Origin of the sequence: Bradyrhizobium sp. NBAIM08 (assembly GCF_020193935.1) — a bacterium.
GTDB classification, from domain to species: Bacteria; Pseudomonadota; Alphaproteobacteria; order Rhizobiales; family Xanthobacteraceae; genus Bradyrhizobium; species Bradyrhizobium yuanmingense.
This window is the reverse complement of sequence record NZ_JADYVR010000010.1, coordinates 125,703-139,518: the sequence shown is the minus strand read 5'-3', so window position 1 is coordinate 139,518 and position 13,816 is coordinate 125,703. Positions and strand designations below refer to the sequence as shown.

13 protein-coding genes are annotated in these 13,816 nt (G+C 65.7%); 7 read left to right on the top strand and 6 right to left on the bottom strand.

Annotated elements, in window-relative coordinates; genetic code table 11:
• Nucleotides 1–248: 248 nt before the first annotated feature.
• Both xerD and I6F37_RS28990 read right to left on the bottom strand, forming a co-directional pair.
• Nucleotides 249–1,205, bottom strand: coding sequence for a site-specific tyrosine recombinase XerD (gene xerD / locus I6F37_RS28995; protein ID WP_225113633.1), 957 nt, complete (start codon nucleotides 1,203–1,205; stop codon nucleotides 249–251).
• Nucleotides 1,206–1,222: 17 nt separating this feature from the next.
• Nucleotides 1,223–1,369, bottom strand: coding sequence for a hypothetical protein (locus tag I6F37_RS28990; RefSeq protein ID WP_036026218.1), 147 nt, complete (start codon nucleotides 1,367–1,369; stop codon nucleotides 1,223–1,225).
• A gap of 174 nt (nucleotides 1,370–1,543) precedes the next feature.
• On the opposite strand from I6F37_RS28990, the gene I6F37_RS28985 reads away from it, so the two are divergent.
• The 3 genes from I6F37_RS28985 to I6F37_RS28975 all read left to right on the top strand — a co-directional run bounded on the left by I6F37_RS28985 (nucleotide 1,544) and on the right by I6F37_RS28975 (nucleotide 4,729).
• Nucleotides 1,544–2,170: a shikimate kinase gene (locus tag I6F37_RS28985; RefSeq protein ID WP_036042618.1), complete on the top strand. Its 627-nt coding sequence runs from the start codon at nucleotides 1,544–1,546 to the stop codon at nucleotides 2,168–2,170.
• Entirely contained in the window at nucleotides 2,167–3,309 is a 1,143-nt protein-coding gene (gene aroB / locus I6F37_RS28980; RefSeq protein WP_225153390.1) for a 3-dehydroquinate synthase, read from the top strand. The genes I6F37_RS28985 and aroB overlap by 4 nt, the downstream gene beginning before the upstream one ends.
• Nucleotides 3,310–3,376: 67 nt before the next feature.
• Entirely contained in the window at nucleotides 3,377–4,729 is a 1,353-nt protein-coding gene (locus I6F37_RS28975; protein WP_036014704.1) for a hemolysin family protein, read from the top strand.
• A gap of 198 nt (nucleotides 4,730–4,927) precedes the next feature.
• Here the strand turns inward: I6F37_RS28975 and I6F37_RS28970 are convergent, their stop codons facing one another.
• A complete protein-coding gene (locus I6F37_RS28970) occupies nucleotides 4,928–5,197 on the bottom strand; it encodes a BolA family transcriptional regulator (RefSeq protein ID WP_050995968.1) in 270 nt (89 codons plus the stop codon).
• Nucleotides 5,198–5,324: 127 nt separating this feature from the next.
• Here I6F37_RS28970 and I6F37_RS28965 point away from each other — a divergent pair, with 127 nt between their 5' ends.
• Complete coding sequence (locus tag I6F37_RS28965; RefSeq protein WP_036014711.1) at nucleotides 5,325–5,954, top strand: J domain-containing protein; 630 nt, start codon at nucleotides 5,325–5,327, stop codon at nucleotides 5,952–5,954.
• 111 nt (nucleotides 5,955–6,065) lie between these two features.
• On the opposite strand, the gene I6F37_RS28960 is transcribed toward I6F37_RS28965, so the two are convergent.
• Nucleotides 6,066–7,160, bottom strand: coding sequence for a citrate synthase/methylcitrate synthase (locus tag I6F37_RS28960; protein ID WP_225153388.1), 1,095 nt, complete (start codon nucleotides 7,158–7,160; stop codon nucleotides 6,066–6,068).
• Between the two features lie 76 nt (nucleotides 7,161–7,236).
• Between I6F37_RS28960 and I6F37_RS28955 the strand changes: the two genes are divergently transcribed.
• A complete protein-coding gene (locus I6F37_RS28955) occupies nucleotides 7,237–8,457 on the top strand; it encodes a citrate synthase family protein (protein ID WP_036014714.1) in 1,221 nt (406 codons plus the stop codon).
• 93 nt (nucleotides 8,458–8,550) lie between these two features.
• On the opposite strand, the gene ubiG is transcribed toward I6F37_RS28955, so the two are convergent.
• Both ubiG and I6F37_RS28945 read right to left on the bottom strand, forming a co-directional pair.
• Nucleotides 8,551–9,318, bottom strand: coding sequence for a bifunctional 2-polyprenyl-6-hydroxyphenol methylase/3-demethylubiquinol 3-O-methyltransferase UbiG (ubiG, locus tag I6F37_RS28950; protein ID WP_225153385.1), 768 nt, complete (start codon nucleotides 9,316–9,318; stop codon nucleotides 8,551–8,553).
• Nucleotides 9,319–9,332: 14 nt separating this feature from the next.
• Complete coding sequence (locus I6F37_RS28945) at nucleotides 9,333–9,800, bottom strand: PH domain-containing protein (RefSeq protein WP_036014717.1); 468 nt, start codon at nucleotides 9,798–9,800, stop codon at nucleotides 9,333–9,335.
• A gap of 151 nt (nucleotides 9,801–9,951) precedes the next feature.
• On the opposite strand from I6F37_RS28945, the gene I6F37_RS28940 reads away from it, so the two are divergent.
• Nucleotides 9,952–11,208: an aspartate kinase gene (locus tag I6F37_RS28940; RefSeq protein WP_036014718.1), complete on the top strand. Its 1,257-nt coding sequence runs from the start codon at nucleotides 9,952–9,954 to the stop codon at nucleotides 11,206–11,208.
• Nucleotides 11,209–11,544: 336 nt separating this feature from the next.
• Complete coding sequence (ptsP, locus tag I6F37_RS28935) at nucleotides 11,545–13,812, top strand: phosphoenolpyruvate--protein phosphotransferase (protein ID WP_036014720.1); 2,268 nt, start codon at nucleotides 11,545–11,547, stop codon at nucleotides 13,810–13,812.
• The last annotated feature ends 4 nt before the right edge of the window (nucleotides 13,813–13,816 follow it).

Genomic DNA, 13,816 nt, shown 5'->3' with positions numbered 1-13,816 from the left:
CGCGAGAAGCGAAGCAAGTTGGGGCGGCGGAAAGAAGTGTAGCGTCTTCAATGGTTTGGCTTGTGTGCTGGTGCAGTCGGCCAAATCAGCCGTGAGGCCCCGGCTCTTTCCGCGGAGATGTGGCCGAAGTCAAGGCGGTTTCACCCTTTACCCGTAGCCCGGATGGAGCGCAGCGCAATCCGGGAAGGTCTGGCCGCGAGGAGGCGGCCCCGGATTACGCGTCGCTCCATCCGGGCTACCAGCAGCAACTACTTCTCCGCCAGCGGGTGCAGGTCGCGCACCAAGCTCTTCAGCCGCTCCTCGACCACATGGGTATAGATCTGGGTGGTCGAGATGTCGGTGTGACCGAGCAGGGTCTGCACGATGCGCAGGTCCGCGCCGTTGTGCAGCAGATGGCTGGCAAAGGCGTGGCGCAGCACGTGCGGGGAGACCAGGCGGGCCTGCAAGCCGGACGCAACCGCGAGCTCCTTGAGGTCGCGGGCAAAATGCTGGCGCGTCAGATGTCCGCTCTCGCCGAACGAGGGGAACAGCCATTTCGACGCGGCCACGCTGTTCTTCCTGTCGGCCTTTGCCGCTTCCGTGGCGGCGAGATAGTCCGCCATCGCCTGCCGCGAGGCGTCGTTGAGCGGTACCAGCCGTTCCTTGTTGCCCTTGCCGCGCACCACGATCATGCGGGCGTCGCGCTTGGCCGCCGAGCGCGGCAGCGCCACCAGCTCGGAGACGCGCAGGCCCGTGGCGTAGAGCACCTCGAGCAGGCAATAGAGCCGCAAGGCACGCAGCCGTTTCGACGGCGAGGCATCTTCCGCCTCGCTCAATTCCCTGGCGCGGCGGAGCATGCGGTCGACGTCGGCGATCGACAACACTTTCGGCAGGCCGCGGCCGCGCTTCGGACCTGACAGGATCGCGGCGGGATCGTCACCGCGGATGCGCTCGTTCAGCAGGAAACGGTAGAGGTGCCGCATCGCGGACAGCCGGCGGGCCACACTGGTGGATTTGAAGCCGCGGGTGTCGAGATCGACGAGATAGTCGCGCAGCGTCTGGGTCTCGGCATCCACGAATGTATGGCCGACGCGGCCCAGAAATTCCGAGAAATCGCTGAGGTCGCGGCGGTAGGCATCGAGCGTGTTGGGGCCGGCGCCCTGTTCCGCGGCGAGCATGTCGAGGAACAGGCCGATGAGCCTGGTGTCTGAGGGTTTGGCGGGCATGCCCGGGAGGCTAGCTCCTATTTCTTGAGAAACTTGTCCGGCGGGATCGTCACCGTCATTTCCCGCGGCTTCGGGTTGACGAAGTTCGCCAGCGCGAAGACCACGCCATAGACGATGCCGCCGATCACGGCGACGACCGTCAGGAAGCGGAACAGGCTCGGCATCGTTCTGGGGTCTCGGGTCGGGGCGCGGCAGCCAAATTAACCAATGAAATCATCCAACATGTTCGCCGTTTCGTGGCAAGAGTCCTCTGGCGAGGGCCCCCATGGGGTCGTATAGGTGGCCAAAGCCATGCCGCATCTGGCGGCAGTTCGAGCGAGATCCAGCCGAGCGAGACGATGTCCGACGCCGCGTTGCCGCTTCCTGCTTCGCCCGAGGCCGACATCCTGTCGGCGCTCGGGGCGCGCTCGATCGTGCTCGTCGGCATGATGGGGGTGGGCAAATCCACCATCGGCCGCCGCCTCGCGGCCCGGCTCAGGCTGCCCTTCATCGATGCCGACACCGAAATCGAGGTGGCCCATGCCGGCATGACCATCCCGGAGATCTTTGCGGCCCATGGCGAGCCCTATTTCCGCGACGGCGAGGCCCGTGTGATCGCGCGGCTGCTCGAGGGCGGGCCGATCGTGCTGGCGACCGGTGGCGGCGCTTTCATGCGCGAGGAGACGCGCGCACGCATCGCGGCGAAGGCCATCTCGATCTGGCTGAGGGCGGACCATGACGTCATCATGCGCCGCGTGCGGCGCCGTGCCGACCGTCCGCTGCTTCAGACCGCCGATCCCGAAGGAACCGTGACGCGCCTTCTCGCCCAGCGCGAGCCGATCTATGCCAATGCCGACCTCACCATCGCCTCGCGCGACGTGCCGCACGACAGAATCGTCGAGGAATGCATCGAGGCGCTGCACGCCCGTCTCTGCGGCGGAGAGCCAGCCCAACCGCCTGCCGACATTGCGAGTGCGTCAAGATGACTGCGCCGTTGAAACATTCCGATCCCATCAAGGTCGACGTCGCACTCGGTGACCGCGCCTATGACATCGTCATCGGCCGCGGCGTGCTGGCCTCGCTCGGCGAGCGTGTCGCCGCTCTGCGTCCCGGCGTGCGCACGGCCATCGTGACCGACCGCACCGTCGCGAAATACTGGCTCGAGCCCACTGAGGCGTCGCTCGCAGCCAGCGGTATTCCGACCTCGCGCATCGTCGTCGAGGAAGGCGAGATCTCGAAAACCTATGCCGGGCTCGAAAAGGTCAGCGAGGCCCTGATCGCAGCGAAGATCGAGCGCAACGATCTCGTCATCGCGCTCGGCGGCGGCGTGGTCGGCGATCTCGCCGGCTTTGCCGCGGCGATCCTGCGCCGCGGCGTCGATTTCGTGCAGGTGCCGACCTCGCTTCTCGCGCAGGTCGATTCCAGCGTCGGCGGCAAGACCGGCATCAACTCGCCGCAGGGCAAGAATCTGCTCGGGGCCTTCCACCAGCCGGTGCTCGTCATCGCCGACACCGCCGTGCTCGACACGCTGTCGCCGCGCCAGTTCCGGGCCGGCTATGCCGAGGTCGCCAAATACGGCGTGCTGGGCGACGAGGCCTTCTTCAGCTGGCTGGAGAAGAACCATGCCGACATCTCGAGGGGCGGATCGGCCCGCGAGCATGCGATCGCGACCTCCTGCCGGGCCAAGGCCGCAATCGTCGCGCGCGACGAGCGCGAGACCGGCGAGCGCGCGCTGCTCAATCTCGGCCACACCTTCGGCCACGCGCTGGAGGCTGTGACCGGCTTCTCCGACCGCCTGTTCCACGGCGAGGGCGTCGCCATCGGCATGACGCTGGCAGCGCAGTTCTCCGCGAAGCTCGGCATGATCGGCGAGCGTGAGGCGGCGCGCATCGAGCGCCACCTGATCGAGGCAGGCCTGCCGACGCGCCTGCAGGACATCGCCGGCTTTTCGCAGGAAGGGCTCGCCGATGCCGACGCGCTGATGGCACTGATGGCGCAGGACAAGAAGGTCAAGCGCGGCAAGCTCACCTTCATCCTACTGGAGGCCGTGGGGCGCGCGGTGATCGCAAAGGACGTCGAGCCGGCGCCGGTGCGCGACTTCCTGAAAGAGAAGCTCGCGCAGTGATAACGGGACCGTTCAGATCGGCCGCGCGCGAAACGGCGGGGAACGCCGGGGCGGTCGCGAGGCAAACATGAGTTCGATCTCGATCAATCTGCTGCTTGCGGCCCTCCTGCTCGCCGCCAACGCGTTTTACGTGGCGGCGGAATTTGCGCTGGTGAAGAGCCGCGGCTTCCGCGTCAAGGCCATGGTCGAGCAGAACCGCTTCGGCGCGCGCCTGCTGCAGACGATGATGGGGAACATCGAATCCTATCTCGCCTGCTGCCAGCTCGGCATCACCATGGCCTCGCTCGGTCTCGGCTGGATCGGTGAGCCGACGGTGTCTGCGCTGCTGAGCCCCGTCCTCAGCCCGCTCGGAATGTCGGAGGCCACGCTGCACTTCACCTCGTTCGTGGCGGGTTTTCTGGTCTTCTCTTCGCTGCACATCGTCATCGGCGAGCAGGTGCCGAAGACGCTTGCGATCAGGGAGCCGATGCCAGTGTCGCAGTGGATTGCCTATCCGCTGCATTTTTCCTACCTCCTGTTCTACCCGCTGAGCTGGTGCCTCAACACGGCGTCGAGCGCGATCCTCCGTCTGATGGGGGTGCAGGAGTTCTCGCAACACGAAATCCTGACGGATTCGGAGATCGAGGGCCTGGTCGAGGAATCGGCCGTGCACGGCAAGATCGAGAGCGGCGAGGCCGAGTACATTCACAACGTCTTCCGTCTCGGCGAGCTGACGGTGTCTGACGTGATGGTCCACCGCACGGCCATGGTGATGATCAACGCCGACCTGCCGCCGGAGGAGCTGGTGCGGGAGGTGCTGGCCACCGAATACACCCGCATTCCGCTGTGGCGGGACAAGTCGGAGAACATCATCGGCATTCTGCACGCCAAGGATCTGTTGCGCGCGATCCGCGCATCGGAGGGCGACACGTCGCGCATCGACGTCACCACCATCATGCTGCCGCCCTGGTTCGTGCCGGAGATGCGGCCGATATCCCAGCAGCTCAAGGCGTTCCGCCGCCGCAAGACCCATTTCGCACTCGTCGTCGACGAGTATGGTGAGGTCGAAGGCCTCGTGACGCTGGAAGACATTCTGGAGGAGATCGTCGGCGACATCTCCGACGAGCATGACGTGGTGGTCGCCGGCGTGCGCCGTCAGCCGGACGGCTCCGTCGTGGTCGACGGGTCGGTGCCGATCCGCGACCTCAACCGCGCCATGGACTGGCATCTGCCCGATGAAGAGGCAACCACGGTCGCCGGTCTCGTCATTCACGAGGCGCGCTCGATCCCCGACCGCGGCCAGAGCTTCACCTTCCACGGTTTCCGCTTCCGCGTCCTCCGCCGCGAGCGCAACCGCATCACCGCGCTCCGTATTTCACCGGTGACGCGCGAGGCCGAGCTCGAAGAGGCAAAGCCGAGACGGGCCGGGACGTCGTTCTAATTTTTCCCTTACCCTCCCCTGGAGGGGTCCGGGACGAGCGTAGCTCGCCCGTGGGTCGCTACGCATGAAGAGCAGCGCAATGCGTAGCGGGGTGGGGTGACGGTCTTCCCACATCCAACAGTACCCGAGTGGAGAGATCACCCCACCCCGCTCGCGCTGCGCGATCGACCCTCCCCCTCCAGGGCAGGGTCAGAGAATTCAACCTTCCCCCGGCGCCTGCGCATTGATCGCCAGCGCGTGCACGCTGCCGGCGAGTTCCGCGGCGAGCGCTGAATTTATCATGCGATGACGGTCGATCCGGCTCTTCCCTTTGAAGGCGGCAGACACGATATACACACGGAAGTGCGTCTCGCCGCCTGCTCGGTGGCCGGCGTGGCCCTCATGCAAATGTGACTCGTCGACGACTTGCAGGCTTTCCGGCGTGAAAGCTTCCTGCAACTTGTTGCTGATAGTGTCTTTCATAGCCATGTGTGCCATTAAGGTGCGCGCTCGCATCCCGTCAATACCCGGACGTCCAAGCTCGTCGCGACCGGGTGCTCAGCGAATTGCAATGTCAAGACTTGAAGGTTTTTGCATTGCGTAGTCAAAGTCAGCCATGCCGATCGATTCATCAAAATTCTTCGACTCCATCCGCGTGAAGCCGCGGGGCAAGCAGCCGGAAGTGAAGCCGCGCGACACCGCGGTCAATTGCGAATGGGCGGGCTGCGCCAACAAGGGCTCGCACCGGGCGCCGAAGGGCCGCGAGAACCAGCGCGAGTACTGGCACTTTTGCCTCGACCACGTGCGCGAGTACAACCAGAACTACAATTTCTTTTCCGGCATGAATGCCGAAGCCGTCGCGCGCTATCAGAAGGATGCGCTGACCGGTCACCGTCCGACCTGGAAAATGGGCGCCAATGGCGGCAAGAAGGGCGCGGAAGAGATCGACATGGCGGCCGATCCTTTCAGCATGTTCAGCGAGATCAACGGCCGCGCCAGCTGGCGCAAGGGCCCCGAAGCGGAGCCCAAGGCCGAGACGCGCAAAGTGATGAACGCCGAGCGCAAGGCGCTTCAGGTCATGGGCCTCGGCCCCAGCGCGACGCTTGCCGACGTCAAGACCAAGTACAAGGCGCTGGTGAAGCAGCACCACCCCGACGCCAATGGCGGCGACCGCTCGACCGAGGACCGCCTGATCGAGATCATCAAGGCCTACAACTATCTGAAGACGGTCGTGCGCGAGGCGTAAGGCCTTCCCCAGCTTCGTAGCCCGGATGGAGCGCAAGCGTAATCCGGGACCTTTCTCTCCCAATGGCGACTTTCCCGGATTACGCTTCGCTCCATCCGGACTACACATTCCCTACCTCTCCGGCATCGCCCCGACATATGACGAGCTCGGCCTGATCAACCGCCCCGTCCGCTGCTGCTCGCGGGCATGCGCGGTCCAGCCCGCGCTGCGCGCGATCGCGAAGATCGGCGTGAACGCCTGCCGCGGAATCGCCAGCGCATCGAGGAGGATCGCGGTGAAGAACTCGACGTTCGTCTCCAGCGGCCGCTCCGGATTCTTCTTGCGCAAGGCGCTGCGGATATAAGCCTCGACCTCGCCGGCAAACGGCAAATCGGTGCCATTGGACGCAAGCGCCTCGACCGCGGTCTTGAGCACGTCGGCGCGCGGATCGCGGACGCGATAGACGCGGTGACCGAAACCCATCATGCGCTCGCCGCGCGCCAGCGCCGCGTCGACCCAGGACTGAATGCGCTCGCGCGAGCCGATCGCGTCCAGCATTTCCAGCACCGGCTCCGGCGCGCCGCCATGCAGCGGACCGGTCAGCGCGCAATAGCCGGCGGTGACGGCCGCGAACAGGTCGGCCTGCGTCGAGGCCACCACGCGCGCGGCGAAGGTCGATGCGTTCATGCCGTGGTCGCTGGCGGTGACGAGATAGGCGTCGAGCGCCGTGACCTCGCGCGTTGCAGGCGAACGGCCGTGCAACATGCGCAGCGTGTCGGCGGCATGGCTCACGGTGGGATCGGGCGCGACCGGCTCGAGCCCCTTGGCGCGCCGGACCAGCGCGCCCGCGATCACCGGAAACGCGCCGACGATCGTCGCCTCGTGCTCCAGCCCGTGCTCGGCGCGAAGTCCGGCGACGGCGGCACGAAACCCGTCGATGATGCCCATGCCGCGCGTCGCCGGCAGCAGGTCCGGCAGCCGCGCGAAGGCGCGCTCGCGCGCCACGCCCAGGTTTGAGCGCACATTGGCTTCGGTGAGGGTGGTCTTGCTGGCGCCATTCCAGAGCCGGGCGGTAACGCCTTCGAAGCTCGAGATGGCGGCGAGCCGCCCGACGTGCTCCCCGGCGATGAGGAGCTCGCCGCGCTCGCCGTCGACATGGCTCAGCACGGTCTCGGCCGCGGGAACGCCGTCCAGCCCGATCTGGCTTTTGGTGAGGTGGATGTTCATGACCCAAATCTCCTGTTCACGGAGAATAAGGTCAGGCCTCTCGACACATTGATCAATCTTGATTACATAAATCAATATGAAAAATTCTGATGGGCTGTACCTCTCCGCTCGGGAAGCCGCCGCCGAGCTCGCGATCTCTCCGGCCACCCTCTACGCCTATGTCAGCCGCGGCCTGATCCGCTCCGAGCCGACGCCGGACTCGCGAAAGAACCGCTATCGCGCCGAGGACGTTCGGGCGCTGAAGGAGCGCCGTGTGCCGTCGCCGGAGCCACGCGGCCTGCGCAGCTTCGATGCCGATCTGCCGGTGATGGACACGGAGATCTCGACCATCACCGAGGAGGGCGCCATCTATCGCGGCGTCAATTGCGTCGATCTTTCCGAGAGTGACACGCTGGAGCACGCCGCGACGCTGCTGTGGGATGTCGCCGACGTCGATCCGTTTGCCCCCGACAATCAACCGGAACTCTCCGAGGAAATGCGCGTGATCGCGAAGGCCGCGCGCCGGGCCGCACCGATCGACCGCGCCATCGCCGTGCTCGCACTGGCCGCCAGCGTCGATCCCCGCGCCTTCACCCGGGCACCCGATGGCCGCGCTATGGTCGGCGCGCGCATCGTCCGCCTGCTGGTTGCGACCATGCTCAATGCGGACGCCTCGGCCGAGCCGCTGCATCAGCAGGTCGCGCGCGCCTGGGCGGCGGACAACAAGCACGCGCCCGACCTGATCCGCCGCGCGCTGGTACTGCTCGCCGATCACGAGCTGAACGCGTCGACCTTCACCGCGCGCTGCGCTGCCTCGACCGGCCTCAACCTTTATGACTCGGTCATCGCCGGGCTCGCCGCGTTGAAAGGGCCGAAGCATGGCGGCGCCGGCGTCCTGGCCTCACAGCTCGTCAAGACGCTGGTCGACCGCGACGTCGAGCCTGTCGTGCGCGAGCGTGTCGCCCTCGGTGAACGCTTTGCCGGCTTTGGCCACGGCGTCTACAAGCACGGCGACCCCCGCGCGCAGTCGCTGCTGAACGCGCTGTCGCGCTCCGGCGCGCCGCGCAAATTCACCAGGGAAGTGCCAGAGCGGATCGCGGAAGCCACCGGCGAGTTCGTCAATATCGACTACGCGCTCGCCGTGCTGGTCCACGCACTGCGCCTGCCCGCCGGCAGCGAGCTGGCGTTGTTCGCGATGGCCCGCAGCGTCGGCTGGATCGCGCATGCCAGCGAGCAATTGCAGTTCGGCAAGCTGATCAGACCGAGGGCAAGATATGTGGGGCCTGCGCCGGGACGCAGGGCGGGGGCTGCCGGTTAGAACCTCTGTCAGTGCGGCAATCTCCGCTGTCGTCGCTGCGAACGCAGGAGGACAGCGTTCCTGGAATGACGGCTCGCACTCACCCTGGGCAGTTCACACCATCGGTTCCGCGACCACCATATAGTTCACGTCCATATCCGACGACAGAGACCATTTGTCGGCGAAGGGCGAGTAGACGACGCCGGTCTGCTCGGTGATGACAAGACGGTTGTCGAGCAGATATTTCGTCAGTTCATCGGGCGTGACGAACTTGTTCCACTCATGCGTGCCGCGCGGCAGCCAGCGCAGCACGTATTCGGCCCCGACGATGGCGAGGGCAAAGCTCTTCCAGTTGCGATTCAGCGTCGAGACCACCATCAGGCCGTTCGGCTTCAGCAGCGCGGCGCAGCGCTTCAGGAACATGCCGACGTCGGTGACGTGCTCGACCACCTCCATCGCCAGCACGATGTCGAAGCGCTCGCGCCGGTCGATCTCCTCCACCGTGGTGCAACGATAGTCGATCGCGAGATGGCTCTTGTCGGCATGCAGCTTCGCCGCCGCGATGTTGCTTGCGGAGGGATCGATGCCGATGACCTGCGCTCCGAGGCGCGACAGCGGCTCGCAGAGCAGGCCGGCGCCGCAGCCGATGTCGAGCACGCGCAAGGACCCGAGACAATTGAGGCTGCGCACGTTGCGCTCGAACTTGCGGCAGGCGGCATCGCGGATATAGCCGAGCCGCAGCGGGTTGATCCGGTGCAGCGGCGCCATCTTGCCCTTGGGATCCCACCATTCCGCCGAGAGTTTCGAGAATTTCGCGATCTCGGCGGCGTCGACGCTCGAGCCGAGCTGGGCGGAAATAGAAGTATTTTGCTGCATGCTCATGGTTGGGCGCGGTCCTACCGCGTGGTGATCGAACTACGGAAGGCGAGCGGCGAGGCGATGGTCTTGATCGTCTCGATACCCTCGCCGACGCCGCGAATCGTCACGTCGCCGTAGTTGAGAATACGTCCAAGAATGGTCTGGTCGACATCGACGCTCTCGACCTTGTCCAGCGCCATCTCGAAGGTTCGGCGCTTGATGAAGCCGGTCTTGTGCACGACCCTGAGGTTGGTGACGTCGGTCTCGGTGGTGAAACGATGGAACCAGCCCTTCACGGTCCAATACAGGGCCGCCAGAGCCGCGAGACCCGCGGCCCCGAGGCAAAGCAGAACGAGCCAGTCGACGGTCGCCTGCCGCGACAGGATGAGCAGGGCCAGCGCCGCGATCCAGGCCACGATGGCCGGAAAGTAGAAGATCCAGTGCGCATTGGTCGAATACAGCACGCGCTCGCCGGGCTGCAGGATCTCGTCGATGTAACGCGCCATGATCTAGCTTAACCCACTACCCCACCCTGCCCCCGCAGGAACCCGCTTGCCCCCGGCCCCGCCGCTCTGTATACGCGCGGTCGGTGTCCCCGAGGCACCCGTCCAGTGCGGGCCACCATACTGATCCTTATGAAGGAATGCACGCGTCGTCATGAGCCGCCTCGTGATGAAATTCGGCGGCACGTCCGTCGCCAACATCGAACGTATCCGCAACGTCGCACGCCATGTGAAGCGTGAGGTCGATGCCGGCCACGAAGTGGCCGTGGTCGTCTCGGCGATGGCCGGCAAGACCAACGAGCTGGTCGCCTGGTGCACCGAGGCCTCGCCGATGCACGACGCGCGCGAATATGACGCCGTGGTCGCCTCGGGCGAACAGGTGACGTCCGGCCTTCTTGCCATCGTGCTCCAGGGCATGGGCATCCAAGCCCGCTCGTGGCAGGGCTGGCAGATCCCGATCAAGACCAGCGACGCCCATGCCTCGGCCCGGATCGAGGACATCGACGGCAGCGAGATCATCAAGCGCTTCAAGGACCGAAAGGAGGTCGCGGTCATCGCCGGCTTCCAGGGCATCAACCCCGAGACGGGTCGCATCACCACGCTCGGCCGTGGCGGCTCCGACACCTCGGCCGTGGCGATCGCCGCCGCCGTCAAGGCCGACCGCTGCGACATCTACACCGACGTCGACGGCGTCTACACCACCGACCCGCGAATCGTGCCGAAGGCCAAGAGGCTCGACAAGATCGCGTTCGAAGACATGCTGGAACTGGCCTCGCAGGGCGCCAAAGTGCTCCAGGTCCGCTCGGTGGAACTCGGCATGGTCCACAACATGCCGATCTTCGTCCGCTCGAGCTTCGATAAGCCCGAGGATATCGACCCGCATGCCAACCAGCCGCCCGGCACGCTGATCTGCAGCGAGGAGGAGATCATGGAAAGCCACGTCGTCACCGGTATCGCCTTCTCCAAGGACGAGGCTCAGATCTCGGTGCGCCAGATCGAGGACAAGCCCGGCGTTGCGGCCTCGATCTTCGGCCCGTTGGCTGATGCCAATATCAACGTCGACATGATCGTGCAGAATGTGTCCGAGGACGGCAAGACCACCGACCTCACCTTCACCGTGCCGGCCGCCGACTTCACCCGCGCCAAGGATACGATCACCGCAGCCAAGGCCAAGATCGGCTATGCGCGGCTCGATACCGCCACCGATGTCGCCAAGATCTCGGTGATCGGCAGCGGCATGCGCAGCCATGCCGGCGTCGCCGCCCAGGCGTTCTCGGCGCTCGCCGGGCGGAACATCAACATTCGGGCCATTACAACCTCCGAGATCAAATTTTCGGTCTTGATCGATACCGCCTATACCGAGCTTGCGGTGCGCACCTTGCATACGCTCTACGGTCTCGATCAGACCTGACGGTCTTTCCGGAAAACCGCTTCGCACTTTTCCGGACAGTGCCAAAGGGCTAATTTTCTCTTAGCGGTCGCAGCAAACGCGAAGGTGTACACACCTTCGCGTTTGGCAGGCGTTTTGCTTGGCAAAACAAGCCTCAATTCGCTATACGGCGGACAGGGTGGGCTGCCGCAGACTGTGTCCCAGTTCAGGCGGCGCTGATTCGGTACGAGCACTCAATCTCCCGTGGATTTGGGCTTGTGCCTGCGCCGGACAAACAATTTGATTGTTTTTCTGGAATTTTGGTCCAGCCGCCGGCCGATATCGCCGGGCCCGGCCGATGGAGGAGATTGACGGTTCATGCGGAGCGCGTCGGGAGGTCCCCGCGTCTTGTTGAGACGGCTCCGCGAGACCATGGCGGAGCAGGTCTCGGCCCAGGAGCGGCTGGACAAGATCGTGGTGCTGATCGCCGCCAACATGGTGGCCGAGGTGTGCTCGGTCTATGTGCTGCGCATCGACAATACGCTCGAGCTCTACGCCACCGAAGGTCTCAACCGCGAGGCGGTGCACCACACCGTGCTCAGCGCCCATGAGGGCCTGGTCGGCCTCGTCGCCAGCGAGGCGACGCCGCTCAATTTGAGCGACGCGCAGAGCCACCCGGCCTTCTCGTTCCGGCCCGAGACCGGCGAAGAAATCTACCATTCCTTCCTCGGCGTGCCGATCCTGCGCGCCGGCAACACGCTCGGCGTGCTGGTGGTGCAGAATCGCGCCAAGCGCAATTATGTCGAGGAGGAGCTCGAGGCGCTCCAGACCACCGCGATGGTGCTGGCCGAGCTGATCGCCTCCGGCGAACTCTCCGCGCTGGCGCAGCCGGGCCAGGAGCCGGCGGCGCGCCATTCGGCGCAGAAAGTCGGTGCCATCCTGTCGGAGGGCATCGCGCTCGGCCATGTCGTGCTGCACGAGCCGCGCGTCGTCATCAAGGACTACATCGCCGAAGACCTGCCGAAGGAGATCAAGCGGCTCGATACTGCGCTCGCTAAGCTGCGTGCCGATCTCGACCGCATGCTGGAGCGCGGCGACGTCGCCGAAGGCGGCGAGCACCGTGAGGTGCTTGAAGCCTATCGCATGTTCGCCAACGACCAGGGCTGGTCGCACAAGCTGCACGAGGCGGTCGCGACCGGCCTCACCGCGGAAGCCGCGGTCGAGCGCGTCCAGTCGGACACCCGCGCGCGCATGCTGCGCTCGACCGACCCCTATTTGCGCGACCGGCTGCACGATCTGGAAGACCTCGGCTACCGCCTGATGCGGCAGCTGGTCGGCCAGGATCATGCGCCCTCGCGCGAGCAGCTGCCCGACAACGCCATCGTCATCGCCCGCGCGATGGGCCCGGCGGCGCTGCTCGACTACGACCGCAAGCGCCTGCGCGGCATCGTGCTGGAGGAAGGCACCGCGAACTCGCACGTCTCGATCGTGGCGCGGGCGCTGGGCATCCCTGCGGTCGGCGAGGTGCCGAACGCGCCTGGAATCGCCGATCCCGGCGACGCCATCATCGTCGACGGCACCTCGGGCTCGATCTATGTGCGCCCGTCGCAGGAGATCGAGGCGGCCTTCGCCGAGCGCGTGCGCTTCCGCGCCCGCCGCCAGGCGCAGTACCTGGCGCTGCGCGACCGGCCCTGCGTCACCAGGGACGGCCAGAAGGTCGAGCTGATGATCAACGCAGGTCTTGCGATCGACCTGCCGCATATCGAGGACACCGGCAGTGCCGGCATCGGCCTGTTCCGCACCGAGCTGCAATTCATGGTCGGTCAGAGCCTGCCGCGCACCAGCGACCAGCTCGCGCTCTATCGCACCGTGCTCGATGCCGCCGGACCTAAGCCCGTCACCTTCCGCACGCTCGATATCGGCGGCGACAAGGCGCTGCCCTATATGGAAGCGGTGATCGAGGAAAACCCCGCGCTCGGCTGGCGCGCGATCCGGCTCGGGCTCGATCGTCCCGGCCTGTTGCGCGGCCAAATCCGCGCGCTGCTGCGCGCCGGCGGCGGCCGCGCGCTGCGCATCATGTTCCCGATGATCTCGGAGGTCGCCGAATTCGACTCGGCCAAGGCGCTGGTCGAGCGCGAGCTCACATACCTCCGCCAGCACGGCCACACGCTGCCTGAACGAATCGACATCGGCACCATGGTCGAGGTGCCCGCCCTGCTCTACCAGCTCGACGAGCTATTGAAGAAGGTCGATTTCATCTCGGTCGGCTCCAACGATCTGTTCCAGTTCCTGTTCGCGGTCGACCGCGGCAACGCCAAGGTCTCCGAGCGCTTCGACACCATGTCGGCGCCGATCATGCGCGCCTTGCGTGACATCGCGCGCAAGGCGCACGCGGCGCAGAAGTCGCTCTCGCTGTGCGGCGAGATGGCCTCCAAGCCGATCGGCGCACTGGCGCTGATTGCGCTGGGCTACCGCTCGCTCTCGCTCTCGGCGACCGCGCTCGGCCCGGTCAAGGCGATGGTGCTCGACCTCGACGCCAAGAAGGCCGAAGCGATGCTGGGCCCTCTGCTGGATGCGCCTGCGGGCAGCGTCTCGATCCGGCAGAAGCTGACGGAATTTGCCGAGGCCGAGGGCCTTGCGTTGTAGCGGG